Source organism: Ruegeria sp. HKCCD7628 (genome assembly GCF_057221005.1).
The window spans coordinates 45,854-59,433 of record NZ_JBWVBA010000005.1 but is presented as its reverse complement, the minus strand read 5'-3'; the positions used below and the strand labels follow the sequence as shown (position 1 = coordinate 59,433).

At 59.5% G+C, this 13,580-nt stretch carries 11 protein-coding genes; 8 read left to right on the top strand and 3 right to left on the bottom strand.

What is annotated here, in order from left to right; translation table 11 throughout:
* Positions 1 to 145 precede the first annotated feature (145 nt).
* The 4 genes from AC2TAD_RS12600 to AC2TAD_RS12585 all read left to right on the top strand — a co-directional run bounded on the left by AC2TAD_RS12600 (position 146) and on the right by AC2TAD_RS12585 (position 4,826).
* Positions 146 to 1,096, top strand: a complete 951-nt coding sequence (locus AC2TAD_RS12600; RefSeq protein WP_170356139.1) for an ABC transporter substrate-binding protein — start codon at positions 146 to 148, stop codon at positions 1,094 to 1,096.
* A gap of 84 nt (positions 1,097 to 1,180) precedes the next feature.
* Complete coding sequence (locus tag AC2TAD_RS12595) at positions 1,181 to 2,218, top strand: quaternary amine ABC transporter ATP-binding protein (RefSeq protein ID WP_170356140.1); 1,038 nt, start codon at positions 1,181 to 1,183, stop codon at positions 2,216 to 2,218.
* Positions 2,211 to 3,800, top strand: coding sequence for an ABC transporter permease (locus AC2TAD_RS12590; RefSeq protein WP_480868038.1), 1,590 nt, complete (start codon positions 2,211 to 2,213; stop codon positions 3,798 to 3,800). The genes AC2TAD_RS12595 and AC2TAD_RS12590 overlap by 8 nt, the downstream gene beginning before the upstream one ends.
* Before the next feature lie 51 nt (positions 3,801 to 3,851).
* Complete coding sequence (locus AC2TAD_RS12585) at positions 3,852 to 4,826, top strand: arginase family protein (RefSeq protein ID WP_170755056.1); 975 nt, start codon at positions 3,852 to 3,854, stop codon at positions 4,824 to 4,826.
* On the opposite strand, the gene AC2TAD_RS12580 is transcribed toward AC2TAD_RS12585, so the two are convergent.
* Both AC2TAD_RS12580 and AC2TAD_RS12575 read right to left on the bottom strand, forming a co-directional pair.
* On the bottom strand, positions 4,823 to 5,791 hold the full coding sequence (locus tag AC2TAD_RS12580) for an agmatinase (RefSeq protein WP_480868037.1): 969 nt from the start codon (positions 5,789 to 5,791) through the stop codon (positions 4,823 to 4,825). The genes AC2TAD_RS12585 and AC2TAD_RS12580 overlap by 4 nt on opposite strands.
* Positions 5,792 to 5,851: 60 nt before the next feature.
* Positions 5,852 to 7,369: a trimethylamine methyltransferase family protein gene (locus tag AC2TAD_RS12575; RefSeq protein ID WP_480868035.1), complete on the bottom strand. Its 1,518-nt coding sequence runs from the start codon at positions 7,367 to 7,369 to the stop codon at positions 5,852 to 5,854.
* A gap of 183 nt (positions 7,370 to 7,552) precedes the next feature.
* Here AC2TAD_RS12575 and AC2TAD_RS12570 point away from each other — a divergent pair, with 183 nt between their 5' ends.
* Both AC2TAD_RS12570 and AC2TAD_RS12565 read left to right on the top strand, forming a co-directional pair.
* A complete protein-coding gene (locus AC2TAD_RS12570) occupies positions 7,553 to 9,988 on the top strand; it encodes a GcvT family protein (protein WP_480868034.1) in 2,436 nt (811 codons plus the stop codon).
* Between the two features lie 88 nt (positions 9,989 to 10,076).
* Positions 10,077 to 11,048, top strand: coding sequence for a LysR family transcriptional regulator (locus tag AC2TAD_RS12565; protein ID WP_480868033.1), 972 nt, complete (start codon positions 10,077 to 10,079; stop codon positions 11,046 to 11,048).
* On the opposite strand, the gene AC2TAD_RS12560 is transcribed toward AC2TAD_RS12565, so the two are convergent.
* Positions 11,045 to 12,070: a LacI family DNA-binding transcriptional regulator gene (locus AC2TAD_RS12560; protein ID WP_480868031.1), complete on the bottom strand. Its 1,026-nt coding sequence runs from the start codon at positions 12,068 to 12,070 to the stop codon at positions 11,045 to 11,047. The two genes, AC2TAD_RS12565 and AC2TAD_RS12560, sit on opposite strands and share 4 nt — an antisense overlap.
* Positions 12,071 to 12,208: 138 nt before the next feature.
* Between AC2TAD_RS12560 and AC2TAD_RS12555 the strand changes: the two genes are divergently transcribed.
* Positions 12,209 to 12,394: a hypothetical protein gene (locus AC2TAD_RS12555; RefSeq protein WP_170356148.1), complete on the top strand. Its 186-nt coding sequence runs from the start codon at positions 12,209 to 12,211 to the stop codon at positions 12,392 to 12,394.
* 24 nt (positions 12,395 to 12,418) lie between these two features.
* Positions 12,419 to 13,564, top strand: coding sequence for a TRAP transporter substrate-binding protein (locus tag AC2TAD_RS12550; protein WP_170356149.1), 1,146 nt, complete (start codon positions 12,419 to 12,421; stop codon positions 13,562 to 13,564).
* Positions 13,565 to 13,580: the final 16 nt, after the last annotated feature.

Here is a 13,580-nt window from a genome sequence, read left to right as displayed (position 1 = left end):
TGCTTCACTTTTCTGGCCAATCCGGCGCGTCGAGCCGCTGGCCAAAAAATCCGGGGAGTTAGAGCTTCCCGAGACTGTTTGTAAGGTGCGGGACCGGCATTTGCCGACAGAACAGCATCGCGAACGCCCAACATGGAGATATCAGATGAAGAAACTCACCACACTTATGGGAAGTGCAGCAGCTCTTGCCGCAGGTCCCGCGCTTGCCGCAGATATCGTGATCGGTGTGCCAAACTGGGCATCGGTGAACGCCACGGCGCATATCCTTGAAGTTGTGATCGAAGAAAACCTGGGCTTGGACGTAGAGCTTCAGAACGGCACCAACCCGATCGTGTTCGAGGCGATGGATTCTGGCGCGATGCATGTCCACCCCGAGGTTTGGATGCCGAACCAGCAGAACCTGCACGACACCTATGTCAAAGATAACGGCACCGTGGTTATGAACGAAAACCCAGTTCAGGCCGAGCAGGGCATGTGTGTGCCCACGGCGACAGCTGAAAAATATGACATCAAGTCCATCGACGATCTGAGTGATCCGGACAAGATGGCAATCTTTGACACTGACGGCAACGGAACGCCCGAGGTTTGGATCGGTGCGCCGGGCTGGGCCTCTACCGTGGTCGAAAAAATCCGGGCCAAGTCCTATGGCTATGATCAGATTTTCGATCTGACCGAGTACGAAGAAACCATCGCCTATGCGAATCTGGCCAACGCCGCCAAGGCCGGCGATCCGTGGATCGGCTTCTGCTACAGCCCGCACTACATCTTTGTGACACAGGACCTGACCGTTCTGGAAGAGCCCGCTCATGATCCGGCGACCTGGACCATCGTGCAGCCCACAGATGATCCCGACTGGCTGGATAAATCCGAGGCATCCTCGGCCTGGAACGGCGCCACGCTGCACCTTCACTACGCCAAGGAGCTGGAAGACGCCTACCCCGAGGTGGCCGCTCTGTTCCGCAACTACCAAATGCAGGGTGACGACCTGAGCGCGATGGGCAAGGCCCTGGCTGTGGACAATGTGGAAGCAGCAGACTTTGCCCGCGAATGGGTGGCCAACAACGAGGATACCGTTCTGAACTGGCTGACCAACTAAGACGCATTCCCAGGGGGTCGTCGCGACCAGTTCGCGGCGGCCCTTTGCATATAGATTGGGGAAAACCCCGCATATGAGGGGCAAATGGACGAACCTGTCGTAAAACTTGAAAATGTCTGGAAAATCTTTGGCGCGCGCGCTGAAGAGGCCATGGCGGCTGTGCGCAGCGAGGGTATTGGAAAACCCGAGGTGCTTGAACGCTTTAACTGTGTCGTAGGTGTGCAGGGCGCAACCTTCGAGGTGCCGCGTGGCGAAATTTTCTGCATCATGGGCCTGTCAGGGTCCGGCAAATCCACTCTGGTTCGACATGTGAACCGGCTGATCGAACCGACTGCGGGTAAGATCGAGATCATGGGGCAGGATGTCTCAAAAATCTCGGAATCCGAATTGCGTCGCATTCGCGCCCAGCAGATCGGGATGGTGTTTCAGCATATGGCGCTGATGCCGCACCGCTCGGTCCGCGATAACGTGGCTTACCCGCTAGAGATTCGGAAGGTGTCGAAATCCAAGCGTTGGGCGGTGTCCGACCACGCGCTGGGTCTGGTAGACCTGACAGGCTATGAGGATCGCTTGCCCAAAGAACTGTCGGGCGGGATGCAGCAACGTGTTGGCATCGCCCGCGCGCTGGCTTCAGACCCCGAGATTCTGTTGATGGATGAGCCGTTCTCGGCCCTCGACCCATTGATCCGCTTGCAGTTGCAGGATCAGTTCAAGGCGCTGGTGGCGCAACTGAAAAAGACCACGCTGTTTATCACGCATGACTTGGACGAGGCCATCCGCATCGGCCATCGCATCGCCATCATGAAGGACGGTGTGATCGTGCAGATTGGCACGCCCGAAGATATCGTTATGAACCCCGCCGACGATTACGTGCGCGAATTTGTGCAGGGGATTTCCAAACTGAAACTGGTCAAAGCCCATTCGATCATGGAGCCGCTGGCCAGCTATTCCGGCCCAACCGAAGGCGCGCCGCGTGCCGATGAAGGTGCTGATCTGGACCAGTTGATTGATCTGGCCGTTAACACTGAACTGCCGGTGATCATTACGGATGGTGGCAGCGACGTGGGTGTCGTGACCAAGCCGCGTCTACTGCGCGGTATTCAGGGGGGCAAAAATGACTGACGCAACCACCGAACTGAAAGTCACTGCCGCCTCGGATATCGAGGTGGATCGCGACGCACTTGACCGCTCGATCCACGAATTTGCGGGTCCGAACGGGGATTACTACGTCAACGCTTTTCACAAGATCCACGATGCGACCAGCGCGGTGCCAAACACGTTCAATAAATGGGCGGCGGCGCTGGGTCCGTTCTGGTCCGCCTCGCGCGCGATTTGGGGGATGTTCTGGACCTTCCTGATTCTTGAAATCATCGCGTGGGTGCAAATCGGACGCGGGGCTTGGGGCAATCCCGGCGCCGACATGGCCGAACGTGCCGAACGCCAGCAAGCCCGTGCGAACGAGCTGCTGGAACGCGCCGCCGCAGCGACAGAGCAGGGCGATATCGACCGGTTCACCAAATTGGCCGAGAATATCCAGAAGGCGGCAGACAGCAGTTTTGAAAAAGCCGCGGCCGCCCAGTCGGAATCGCTGGGGATCATGCTGATTGGCTTGGCGATGTTGTTGGTGTTCAAGCTTGTGCAGGGGCTTTATGCGGACCGCATCTACGAAAAGCAGTATTCGCGCTGGCGGATTGATCCCGACAGCACTGAAAGCGGGCGCTCTACGCGCAACACGGTTCTGGGCGCCGTTCTGATTGCCGCAATCGGGCCTCTGATCGTCTATAAATTCACCGTCAACGCTTCGCTCGCGATGCTGGATGCGTTCCCGGAGAAAGAGGTCTCGGCCTTGTTTCTGGGCGAAGATGGCGGCACGCTGTTCTCAAGCCTCGCCAGCTGGATGGAGGCCAAGATCGACGCCGCAGCCCTTGCGGGCGGGGACGTGTTCGACGGGATCGTCGCTGGGGTGCGCTCGGTCCTGGATGCGTTGACGATTGCACTGATTGGATCGCCATGGCCGGTCGTGATGCTGGTGATCTGCGTCACCGCGTGGCGTGCGGCGGGGCCGCGTGTGGCGATTTTCACCGCCGCCTCTTTGGCTTACATCGCACTTCTGGGTTACTGGGATGTCGCAATGGAGACGGTCGCTTTGGTAGGTGCAGCCGTGTTGTTATGCGTGGTAATCGGCATTCCTCTAGGCATCTGGTTCGGCAAATCTGCACGGGCTTACCGTGCGGCTGAACCGGTGCTGGACCTGATGCAGACGCTACCGGCCTTTGTCTACCTGATCCCGATCATCGCCTTCTTTGGCACCGGAAACCCGCCGGGCATTCTGGCGACGATCATCTTCGGGATGCCGCCGGTGATCCGCCTGACGGCGCTGGGGATGCGGGGTGTGCCGGACAGCATCAAAGAGGCCGCAGTGGCCTTTGGTGCATCGAAATGGCAGTTGCTGAAGGATGTTGAGATCCCACTGGCGCTGCCTTCGATCATGACTGGGGTGAACCAGACGATCCTTATGTGTCTGTCGATGGTGGTGATCATCTCGCTGATCGGCGGCGGCGGTCTGGGCAAGGAAATCCTTGAGGCGCTGCAATATGCGGCCAAGGGTCCGGGTCTGTTGGGCGGCTTTGCCATCCTGTTCTGTGCCATGGTCATCGACCGGATCGTGCAGGGGGCCTTCCGGCGAGAAGACGAGAAAATCTAAACAAAAAACGCCCCCGCCAGCCGGGGGCGTTTTTCATTTAAGGGGATGCAGATGACCGACCGCTATGAACAGTCGATGATGGATAACCTGTATTGGTGGGGCGTACCGACCCTGTTTCGCTGTCCCAATACCGGCCCCGAGGGGCAGGACATTGCGCTTGTCGGCGTCCCGCATTCCACCGGAAACGGCACGACCGAGCGGGATCAGCACTTGGGTCCGCGCGCGCTGCGCCATGTCTCGGCGGTGCAGCGGCGGGTGCACTCGGTGTTCGAAATCGACCCGTGGAGCAGCGCCAAGATCGCCGATGTGGGCGACGTGCCCTTTCCGCGCGCGAATGACAACGAGGACTGCATCGAGCGTATTACGACCTTTTACAAAGACATCGACGCAGCAGGCGCGCGGCCTGTGTCGGTGGGTGGAGATCACTCGATTACGGGCGGCATCGTGCAGGCGCTGGGGCGTGGTCAACTGGCCGGGGGAGAGCCCGTCAGCTTTCTGCATCTGGATGCCCATACGGATGTGTTCACCAAGGTCGATCACTTTCTGGGCGCCAAGAAATCCGCCGCCCATTGGGGCGCGTATCTGGCCGATCAAGGGCAGGTTGATCCGACGCAATCCATGCAGATCGGTCTACGGGGTCATCCGCGCAGTCTGGACTGGCTGCAGCCGTCTTATGACTATGGCTACAACATCGTCACCATGCGCGAGTTCCGACAGCGCGGGCTGGAGGACGTGGTGGCGCAAACGCGCGAAGTGCTGGGCGACCGTCCGGTCTATATCACCTTCGATCTGGATTGCCTTGACCCGACCGTTGCGCCTGCGGTGTCCAATCTGGAACCTGGCGAGAAGGGGTTCGATATTGACGAAGCCGTAGGGATTTTGCGCGCCGCGCGCGGGTTGAATATCGTGGGCGGAGACGTAGTCTGCATGATGCCCACCAAGGACAGCCCCAACAATATCACCGCCCTGACCGCAGCGGCGGTGATGTTCGAGATGATTTCGATGATCGCCGAAAACGTCCGTTAGCGGCGGGCCTCGACGGCCTGCGCCAATACGCAGAGCAGTTCGAACATGAGCGAAGTCCCCAGCCACGCGGTGCCGCCCGAGGCGTCGAAGGGCGGTGAAACCTCGACCAGATCGGCGCCCACCAAGTTCACCCCGGCCATCTGGCGGATCACCTGCTGGGCCTGAAAGCTGTTCGGGCCACCGATCTCGGGCGTGCCGGTGCCGGGGGCAAATGTCGGGTCCACAAAGTCGATATCATAGGTGCAATAGGTCGGCGCGTCGCCAACAATGCTACGAACCTCGGCCATCACATCGCCGATGCCCCGGTCGAAAAACTCGTCGATTCGGATGATGCGGATGCCCTGCGCTTCGCCCCATTCGATATCCTCGGTGTTATAGGCGGTGCCGCGAATGCCAACCTGAACAAAGCGTTTGGGATCGACCAAGCCTTCTTCGACCGCGCGCCGGAAGGGGGTGCCGTGCGTGAATTTGTGCCCGCCGAAATAGCTGTCGAACAGGTCGGTATGGCTGTCGAACTGGATCAGTCCCAGCGGGCCGGATTTGGCCAGCGCGCGCAGGACGGGCAGGGTGGTCAGATGATCCCCTCCGGCGGTCAGGGGGGTGATGCCGCGCGAAGTCAGGCCGGTGTAGAACGAGGTCACGCGGTTAAGCGTGTCTTCGATATCCACTGGGTTCGGAGCCACGTCGCCCAGATCGGCGCAGTTCATCATCGCAAAGGGTGCAACCCCGGTCACCGGGTTCATCGCGCGGATCATGGTCGAGTAATCCCGCAACTGGCGCGGCCCGTGGCGCGCGCCGGGGCGGTTCGTGGTGCCCCCGTCCCAGGGGATGCCGACCAGCCCGATATCAACCTCAGTGATCCGCGCGTGATCCAGCGTCATGCCCGGCAAGCGCATAAAGGTCGGCACGCCGGCAAATCGTGCCAGTTCCATGGCCGAGACGGGCTGAAAGAAGGGATCGGTCATCGGGGCCTCATTCCTGTGTATTTAAGCCGACCCTAGCCGCCGGAGGAGGCTTGGGGAAGGTCAATCAAGGATACGAAACCGGGCGCGGATTTCTGCATCCTGTTCGGGGGTCAGGTATTGGGGGTGGTGCGTATCCAGGATTTCTTTGGCACGTGAGCGGGCAGTGGCCCATGCGTCGCTAGCGCCCTCATCCGCCCAAGTGCGGGGCTCGGACCGGTCGGCAATTTCGGGGTAATAATAATCTCGCTCCATCGCGTCATAAGTATGGGCGCTGCCCAGAAAATGCCCGTCGCCCAGAACCGATTGGCAGATCGCCTCGAACCCAAGGTTTTCTTCGGTCACTTCGATCCCACGGAGGGCGCGATAGGTGTGAGCGTGCATTTCATTGTCCAGCACGAAACCCTCGAAACTGGCCCCTAGCAGAGACGCCGTCATACCGGAGCTTTCATAGATCAGGTTCCCTCCCGCCAGTGCCGCCGCCAGCGAGGTTATGCCCTTTTCCGCACCGTATTGCGCGTCAATCGCTTTGGCATCGGTCATCGAGGCCGCCACGCCCGAAGGCAGACCCAACCAGTTGGAAATCTGCGCCGAGGCGGCGTTCAGGATCGCGGTTTCACCACTGCCGCCCGCAAAAGACCCGGTGCGCAGGTCCACGATGAAGGGCCAGTTGGAGAAAACCATCGGAAAGCCCGGTTTGATCGTGTTGACCATAACAAGGCTGGCCAAAGTCTCGGCCAGCGACTGCGCCAGAAACCCGGCCAGCGTGGCCGGGGCGGTCGCGCCCGCTTGCGCTGCGGTGATGCAGGACATGGGGATGTTATGGGCGATGCATTCATAGACCACGTCCACCGCATCCTCGCCATAGCGCAGGGGCGAGATGACCGGGCTGATATGGGCTTTCAGGAAGGGGCGCGCGGCGAATGCGCCGGGACCACCGGCCACGATGTCCAGCATGTCGATGATGGGCGCGACGTGTTCCGCCAGCGTGAAGGAGGTGGCAATGGGCTTTGTCGTGTTGCGGACCAGCGCATAGGCTGTGTTCACGTCCAGATCGAAATTGTCGGGCACATCGGTGGCCACGCAGCAGCGGGTGAACCAGCTGACATTGGGCAGCGTGTCCTGTAACCGGGTGAAATCATGCAGATCGGTCAGGGTTGAGGGGCGATATAGCCCCGTGTCGATATCCAGCGTCTGAACCGCCGCGCCGCCGGTACCGAAATACACCCGGTCTCCGCCCACCTCGATCGAACACGCGGGATCGCGGCTGTGAAAGGTGAATTGTTTGGGGGCGAATTGAATGGCCTGTTCGACCATGGCGCGCGGGAACAGCAATCGGTCGTCAGGGCCGGGTTGCGCTCCGGCAGCCCGCAGGTCGCCGGCCAGCCGATCCGGCACCTCGCCCATCCCCAGGGTTTTTAACAGGCGCAGGGCGGTGTCGTAAATTTGCGCGATCTCGACGTCTGTAAGCGGCTTGAAGGCCCCGCCGATCTGGCCGGGCGGGCAGGGATCAATCACGGGGGCGGCCGCGCGCTGCGCGTGCCGGGCGCGTCTGCCGCTTCGTTTGCTGCCCGTGCTCATCCGGTTCCTTTCCCGTTGCTTTTCCCGAAACCTAAGCGCCACATTGCGCCTCACGCAAAGGCGAAGTGCAATTTGCAGAATCCGCAATCGCGGTTTCGATTTTTCAATACAAGCGCCGGGCGACTTGTCGTGCGCGCGCATTGTTCCGCAAGACTTGGGCGGAACAGAACAGGAGCCGCGCCCATGAAATCACGCACCAAGGTCGTTGTCATCGGAGGCGGGATCGCGGGCTGCTCGACCCTCTATCACCTGACGCAGGAGGGGTGGAGCGATGTGGTTCTGGTGGAGCGGAACGAGCTGACCTCGGGCACCACGTGGCATTCGGCTGCGCAGGTGACGAATTTCGGGATGAACCAGACGATGGTCGGGCTGAAATCGCACTCGATCCGGCTGTACAAGGAACTGGCCGACGACCCGGACTATCCCATCAATTACCACCACGGCGACGGCGGTATCCGTCTTGCAAATACCGAAGCGCAGATGCAGGGGTACCGCCAATTCGCCTCTATGGCGCGCGGAATGGACGTGCAGTTCGAGGTGATAGACGCCGAGGAATGCGCGCGTCGTCACCCTCTGATCTCGACCGAGAACCTGATCGGCGGGCTTTGGGATCCGATGGATGGGGATATCGACCCCGCGCAGTTGTGTCAGGCGCTGGCGCGGCGGGCGCGCAAGGCCGGGGCCGAGGTATATCGCAACACGCCGGTCATCGGGCTGAAACAACACGCCGATGATACGTGGACCGTGCAGACGGAACATGGCGACATTGATTGCGATATTGTTGTCAACGCGGGCGGCTATCGCGTGAATGAGGTGGGCGCGATGATGGGGGTGCATCATCCCGTCGCCTCGATGGAGCATCAGTATTTCCTGACCGAAGAGATTCCGGCCATTCGCGATGCGGGACACAGGATGCCGCTGCTGCGGTGCCCGATCAGCGATTATTACTGTCGGCAGGAAAAGAACGGGCTGCTGCTGGGGTTCTATGAGCAGGACTGCAAGACTTGGGGCATGGACGGGATTGACCCGAATTTCGTCAACGCGCTCTGCCCTGACGATCTGGACCGGGTGACGGATGTGCTGGAAGGCGCTTTTGCCCGGATGCCCGCGCTGATGGAGGTGGGCGTGCATACGGTGGTCAATGGCCCGATCACCTATACGATTGACGGTGCGCCTCTGGTCGGGCCGATCCCGGGCAAGCGCAATGCGTTCTGTATCATCGGTCTGCGGGCGGGGCTTGGCGAAGGTGGCGGCCACGGCTGGCTGCTGGCGCAACAGATCGTGCATGGTGAGGCGTGCTATGACACGTGGTGCCTTGATCCGCGTCGGTTCACGGGGCACGCGAATGTGGAACTGACCGCGCTGAAGGCTATCGAGGATTATCAGAACGAGTTCCGCTTTCACTTTCCGCATGAACACCGCCCCGCAGGGCGACCCGCCAAGACGACCCCTCTGACCCCGGTTCTGGCGGCGGAGGGGGCCGAGTTTACCGTCGTGAACGGGTGGGAAAGGGTGGATTACATCAAGCCATCGCCCGATTTCGCGCCCACTCACAGTTTCGATTTTGACGAAACCTTCGATCTGGTGGCCGCCGAGGTTGCGAATGTCCAAACCAATGTGGGGCTGGCCGAGGTGAACGGTTTCAACCGGATCGAGATCACCGGCGCGGACCGTCATGCGTTTCTTGATCGAATGTTCTGTGGCTCTGTGACAAAGCGCGACGGACGCGTCGGGCTGGGCTATCTGCTGAACGACCATGGTATGGTCAAGGCCGAGGCGACCGGGGCCAATCTTCCCGCCAGCGACCGGGGGCCAGCGCGTGTCTGGTACGGCTCGGCAGCAGCCAGCGAGTTCCACGACATGGACTGGCTGACCCGCCATTTGCGGAGCGACGAGGACGTCCAGCTGCGCAGCCTGACCAACGACCAGACGATCCTGATTTTGGCGGGCCCAAAAGCACGCGACGTTCTAGGCGCTTGCGCGCGTGGGGACTGGTCGGCTGAGGCGTTCCCATGGCTTGGTGTGCGAGAGTGTTTCATCGGCATCGCCCCGGCGACTGTGATGGGTGTCAGTTTCTCAGGCGAGCTGGCCTATGAAATCCACGTTCCCAATGCCTCGCTTTATGCCGCCTATCTGGCATTGCAGCAGGCGGGCGAAGCACATGGACTCAAACTGTTCGGCGCGCGCGCGGTCGAGTCAATGCGCATGGAAAAGAGCTTTCTGCATTGGAAGGCCGATCTGATCACCGAGTTCGACCCGTTCGAAACCGGGCTGGATCGGTTCGTCAGGCTGGACAAGGGCGATTTCATTGGACGCCATGCCTTGCTCCAGCGACAGGCCGAGGGCCCGCGCCGGAAATTGGTGGCGCTGCAGGTTCAGACGGATCAAGGCCCGGCGCATCCCGGCGCTTCGCTGATGCGGGGAAATGAGGTCATCGGAACGATCACTTCGGGTGAATGGGGGCATCGGATTGGACTGAACCTTGCCCATGCTTTTGTTGATCCCGGGCTGGCAGACGTCGGGTCGGAAATGGAGTTGGACCGATGCGGTGAGCGCGTGTCGGCGGTTGTGATTGCACCGTCGCCTTACGATCCGGATTTCGGTCGGATCAAATCCTGAACGCGATACAAGCGCAACTTCCGGATTGCTCTGGGGATCATTCTCTGGTTCGATAGTTTCGAAGTAATCGAAACTGTAGGTGGTCCTCGTGTCCAAATCCCTGAGCTTGCGCTGGCTGGAAGTCTTTCAGTTGATCGCCAAATCCGGGTCTATTCAGCAAGTTGCGTCGGAAACCGGTTTGTCGATCAGTACTGTGTCAAATCACTTGCGCAGTCTTGAAAAGGCATTGGGTATCGAATTGGTTGATCACAGTCGACGTCCGATGGGTCTAACCCCGGCTGGCGAGGTCTTTTCGCGTTATGTGCGCGACGGGCTTACCACGTTGAAACGAGGTGAAGCTGAAATCCGCACAGGAAACTGGCGGCACGCTACAGATTTACGGTTGGCACTGATCGACGATTTCGACAATCAGATCGCACCAGATCTGTTCCGGTTTCTGGCCCAGGCCCTACCGCGCTGTAACTTCCGCCATTTCACCCGGCCCAGCCATGAGATCATCGCGAAGCTGCAAGAACACAAGCTGGATGCAGGGGTCGCCACGCGCCCGTCCGAGCGGACGGATGGTTTGATAGAATACCCTCTGATGCGGGATCCGTTCATCGTTATCCTGCCCGTTGGTTTTGAGGGAACGGCGAGCGATTTGTTCACGCCGGATGCGCAATTGCCCCTTTTACGCTATTCTCGGGACTACATGATCGGCAAGCAGATCGAAATCCAACTGGCGCGAAGCAAGTACAACTTGCCCAACCGTTTCGAGTTGGAGTGCAACCAGTCCATCATCGGTCTGGTCGCAGAAGGGGCAGGGTGGGCCATTACGACTGCCGCGTGTTTCCACCGCGCCCAAAGGTTCCACGATAGCGTGAAGGCAATGCCGTTCCCGGGGCGTAACTTTGTTCGTACGGTGTCGCTGTTCACAACCGAAGTTTACCCTGAAACCACATCGGCGCTGATCCAAAAAGCCATGGGAAAGCTCATTCGTCAGCATTTCACCGATCCGATGTGTGCTACCCACAGTTGGCTCAAGGATGATTTCCGTACAATGGAGGCCGAAGCCGCTTAACCTTGGGGTGGTGGTCCAAGTGATCCGCCCGATACTATATTGGTCGCCAGTTGCTCGCCTTGTCCGGGGCTTTGCGTTTCAACCATCTCAACCAGTTGTAGCGCTGCTTTGCGCCCCATTTCACGATGTGGCACATGCACTGTCGTCAATGCCGGAGAGACGATCCGGGCCAGTTCGATATCATCGAATCCGGTGATGGATACATCCTGAGGGACACGCAGGCCCATGTCTTGTGCGCGCCGCACAGCCCCCACGGCTAGAACGTCATTGCCGCACAGGATTGCGGTCGGTGGGACAGGTTGTGCCATAAGTTCAGCAAATGCGGCACCACCATTTTCGATTTCGTAAGGCGTTTCGACTATAGTGAAACCGTCTGGGCTTAGGCCGCGCGCGTTGGCAGCGTCTTGAACGCCCTCAATTCTCAGCCGGGCGCGATCATTGCCTTCGCTGATCCCCGAAATCATCCCAATTCTGGTGTGACCCGCCGCAATCACGCGCTCTGCAAGGTTGCGCATTGCCTTTCGGTTATCGAAACCAATAGACGGTGCCAGTGCATTGGGCCGGTAAGACCACGCGATCAGCGTCGGAATTCTGCGGCTTTCCAAATACTTGTAAATCTCTGGGTCACGGTCATGGCCGATCAACAATAGGCCATCCGCACCCCGCGCAGCCAGTTTCCGGATCTGTTCTTCTTCAATGTCAGGTTTGTAGGCGGAACTGGACACAAGCAGCGTGTAACCGCGCAGATGCAACTCCTCCTGGAACGCCTGCAGGCCCCTTGCAAAAATAGCATTCTCCATGGTCGGAATGATCGCCCCGATGGTGAAACTGCGCTTGGCCGCCATAACCCGGGCGGCGAAGTTGGGGGTATAGCCCAAAGCGTCAACGGCGGCCTGAACCCGTTCGCGGGTTGTGGCGACAACGCGATCGGGGTTGTTCAGGCATCGTGACACTGTCGCGGTCGAAACTCCGGCCATTTTGGCGACATCATCCAGCGTCGGGGCTGAGCGCGGTTTCGACATTTCCAAATCCGTAATTCACCTTTGCCAATGAGTGTACATCTATGGAGGTGATATGGAAAGCAGATATGTAAGCGCTTGCATTTTGCATGTAAGCGCTTACAAGTGAAGTTGAGCCGAATCCACCATGGGACCCGGAATATGTTTCTGTTTGCCTCTATCATCGTGTTCGTCATCTATTTCGCGAATGTTGCGATGGGCGCGTTTGCGAGCGGCGCATTCCTAGGAGACGTGGGCGAGATGTTGGTTCTATTCGCGGCGTCGATCCTGTTCGTTGTCGCAATTCTAAAAAAGGAGGCTGACCGCAACGCAGAACGCGACAGCTGACTTTTTTGCTTGGGAGGGCAATCAATGAACAAGGACAAACTGGAACTGGCGTCGGCCGAGCGCCGCAACTTCCTGAAACTCAGTGCCACGGGCGCATTCACTGCCGCGCTGGTCGCTGGGGCCGGTGGGGTGTTGTGGTCGACCGAAGCCGCGGCTCAGACTGCCAAGGAGGAAAGCGAGCGCGAAAAGGCAGCCGACCACGTGATGACCATCGCCACCGCCTATGTGCTGGGCGCATCGCGCAGCTATCCAATCATGCAACTGGACCTGAAGGAAAACATCCAGAACGCTACAAACGGCAAGGTCTATGTCAAACTAGCCCCCGGCGGGCAGTTGGGCGCGGGCGGTTCGCTGGTTCAGAAGGTTCAGGGTGGTACAATTCAGGCCGCACAGCACTCGCTGTCGAACTTTGCACCGTTTGCCTCGACCGTTGACCTAATCAACATGCCGTATCTGTGCGGCTCAAACCAGAAGTTCACCAACCTTGTGACATCCGACACCTGGAAGAACGAAGTGCATCCTAAGGTCGAGGCGGCCGGCTTCAAGGCGCTGTTCTACGTTGTGATCGACCCGCGCGTGGTTGCGGTGCGTCAGGGTGGCAATGCGATAATTACGCCGGGCGACATGAGCGGTGTGAAGTTCCGCGTTCCGGGCTCGAAGATGCTGCAGCAATATTACCGTATGGCGGGCGCGAACCCGACGCCGGTTGCTTGGGGTGAGACCCCCTCGGCCATCAAGCAGGGCGTAGCAGATGCGCTGGACCCGTCAGTGGGCGCGCTTTTCGTGTTCGGCTTCAAGGATATCCTCAGCCATGTAACCTTCACGCAGGCGGTTCCGGACAGTCAGGTCTATTCCTGCAATCTGGAATGGTTCAACTCGATGCCGCCTGACGTACAGGAAGGCATCATGTGGGGTGCGGAAATGACCGCGCATCAGAACCTGGCCAAAGTGCCCTCAGCCCGCGCATATGCCATGGCCGAGCTGAACAAGGCGGGAGTCGAGTTCCACTCGCTCAGTTCCGATCAATTGGCCGAATGGGAAAGCGTCGGCGGCTATCAGAACGCCGAATGGGACCCCTTCAAGACCGAGCTTGCCGGGTCGATGGACGCGTTCGAAAAGCTGGTCGAGGCCGCAGGCACGCAGGGCAAATACTACGTCCACGACGCTTAACAGACAGGCAGCGGGC

Coding starts and splice junctions, on each gene's coding strand:
- AC2TAD_RS12595 (WP_170356140.1), top strand. CDS start 1,181: ATGGACGAACCTGTCGTAAAACTTGAAAATGTCTGGAAAATCTTTGGC.
- AC2TAD_RS12570 (WP_480868034.1), top strand. CDS start 7,553: ATGAAATCACGCACCAAGGTCGTTGTCATCGGAGGCGGGATCGCGGGC.
- AC2TAD_RS12575 (WP_480868035.1), bottom strand. CDS start 7,369: ATGAGCACGGGCAGCAAACGAAGCGGCAGACGCGCCCGGCACGCGCAG.
- AC2TAD_RS12590 (WP_480868038.1), top strand. CDS start 2,211: ATGACTGACGCAACCACCGAACTGAAAGTCACTGCCGCCTCGGATATC.
- AC2TAD_RS12580 (WP_480868037.1), bottom strand. CDS start 5,791: ATGACCGATCCCTTCTTTCAGCCCGTCTCGGCCATGGAACTGGCACGA.
- AC2TAD_RS12600 (WP_170356139.1), top strand. CDS start 146: ATGAAGAAACTCACCACACTTATGGGAAGTGCAGCAGCTCTTGCCGCA.
- AC2TAD_RS12585 (WP_170755056.1), top strand. CDS start 3,852: ATGACCGACCGCTATGAACAGTCGATGATGGATAACCTGTATTGGTGG.
- AC2TAD_RS12555 (WP_170356148.1), top strand. CDS start 12,209: ATGTTTCTGTTTGCCTCTATCATCGTGTTCGTCATCTATTTCGCGAAT.
- AC2TAD_RS12550 (WP_170356149.1), top strand. CDS start 12,419: ATGAACAAGGACAAACTGGAACTGGCGTCGGCCGAGCGCCGCAACTTC.
- AC2TAD_RS12560 (WP_480868031.1), bottom strand. CDS start 12,070: ATGTCGAAACCGCGCTCAGCCCCGACGCTGGATGATGTCGCCAAAATG.